Source organism: Sphingomonas sp. CCH5-D11, from assembly GCF_001557395.1.
GTDB lineage: Bacteria > Pseudomonadota > Alphaproteobacteria > Sphingomonadales > Sphingomonadaceae > Sphingomonas.
The window spans coordinates 1-1,939 of sequence record NZ_LSKH01000264.1; the positions used below are offsets into that span (position 1 = coordinate 1).

The 1,939-nt window shown below is 67.8% G+C and carries 1 protein-coding gene; it reads left to right on the plus strand.

Going from position 1 to position 1,939, the window contains the following annotated elements; genetic code table 11:
• Positions 1-1,428, plus strand: a 1,428-nt coding sequence (locus tag AX702_RS16415; protein WP_269450406.1) for a glutamate synthase-related protein, incomplete at its 5' end; no start/stop codon positions are given.
• Positions 1,429-1,939: the final 511 nt, after the last annotated feature.

Sequence of the window (1,939 nt, forward strand, 5' to 3'; positions counted from 1 at the left end):
GGCACCGTCGCGGCGGGCGTCGCGAAAGCGCATGCCGATGTGATCCTCGTTTCCGGCCATGTCGGCGGCACCGGCGCTTCCCCGCAGACCAGCATCAAATATGCCGGTACGCCGTGGGAGATGGGCCTTTCCGAGGTCAACCAGGTGCTGACGCTGAACGGGCTGCGCGGGCGGATCAAGCTGCGCACCGATGGCGGCCTGCGCGTTGGGCGCGACATCGTGATCGCGGCGATCCTGGGCGCGGAGGAATTCGGCATCGGAACGCTCAGCCTGGTCGCCATGGGGTGCATCATGGTGCGCCAGTGCCATTCGAACACCTGCCCGGTGGGCGTATGCACGCAGGATCCGCGGCTGCGCGAGAAGTTCGTCGGCACGCCCGAAAAGGTCATCAACCTGATGACCTTCATCGCCGAGGAAGTGCGCGACATTCTGGCGCGGCTGGGCGTGCGCAGCCTGGACGACGTGATCGGACGCACCGAGCTGCTGCGCCAGGTGAGCCGCGGCGCCGAGCATCTGGACGACCTCGACCTGAACCCGATCCTTGCCAAGGTCGACGCCACGGATGCGGAGCGGCGCTTTTCGCTCAACACCTTCCGCAACGAAGTGCCCGACAGCCTGGACGCGCAGATCATCAAGGACGCCGGCGCGGTCTTTTCGCGGCGCGAGAAGATGCAGCTCACCTATTCGGTGCGCAACACGCACCGTGCGGTCGGCACACGGCTGTCGAGCGAGATCACCCGGACGTTCGGGATGACCGCGCTCAACGATCACCACGTGACGATCCGCCTGCGTGGCTCGGCCGGGCAGAGCCTGGGCGCGTTCCTGTGCAAGGGGATCACGCTGGAGGTGTTCGGCGACGCCAATGACTATGTCGGCAAGGGCCTGTCCGGCGGCATGATCGTCGTGCGGCCGGCGGTATCGTCCCCGCTGCGCAGCCAGGAGAATACGATCGTCGGCAACACCGTGCTGTATGGCGCGACCGCTGGCGCGCTGTTCGCGGCGGGGCAAGCGGGCGAGCGGTTCGCGGTGCGCAATTCGGGCGCGACGGTGGTGGTCGAGGGCTGCGGCGCGAACGGCTGCGAATATATGACCGGCGGCGTCGCGGTGGTGCTGGGCGCCGTGGGGCAGAATTTCGGTGCCGGCATGACGGGCGGCATGGCGTTCGTCTATGATCACGACAACAGCTTCGCCCGCCGCGCCAATCCGGAGAACATCACCTGGCAGCGGCTGGCGGCGGCGCATTGGGAAGGCGTGCTGCGCGACCTGATCGAGCGCCATGTCGAGGCGACCGATTCCAAATGGGCGCGCGGGATCCTGGACGATTGGGAGCGCGCCTCGGGGAGCTTCTGGCAGATCGTGCCGCGCGAGATGCTCGACCGGCTGACCCATCCGCTATCCGACGCGCCGGCGATGGAGGCGGCGGAATAGTCGTCCCGGCGGGGAGGTGCTGTGCGGGGCGGACGCGTTGTCCGCCCCTTGCCCAGCCGGCTTGATCCGGCTGATGTGAGGTGTGTCGACGGGCGTGTGTTCGGGTACGTATCTCGATACGCTAAGCACGTCCCTCGACGCCGCCAGCGTCGTAGCTCGGGACAGGCCGGCATGACGATCTGGGTTGCAGCAGTTTCGCGAATCCTGGAGCCGCTTGGATCCGCTCCTGCGTGGAGGGGCTATCTTCCCGCTTCTCGCCTGAGCCCAAGCTTCGCTGTCCGTTAGGGTTTGATCCACCCCGATTGATCCGCCTCCCCGGCGAAGGCCGGGGCCCAGTTGCGCGACCAGGCTGGCAGGCACACCGGCTGTTGCCAACGCTTTCCCGCCTGGCCCCCGGCCTCCGCCGGGGAGGTGCTTCCGGGAGCCGAGATCGGACTCTAGAAGCCTTGCGGCTCGACCTCTTCCGGTTCGAGCTCCTCGCGCCGGCGTGGCGGGGGTGGCGGGGCTTCGG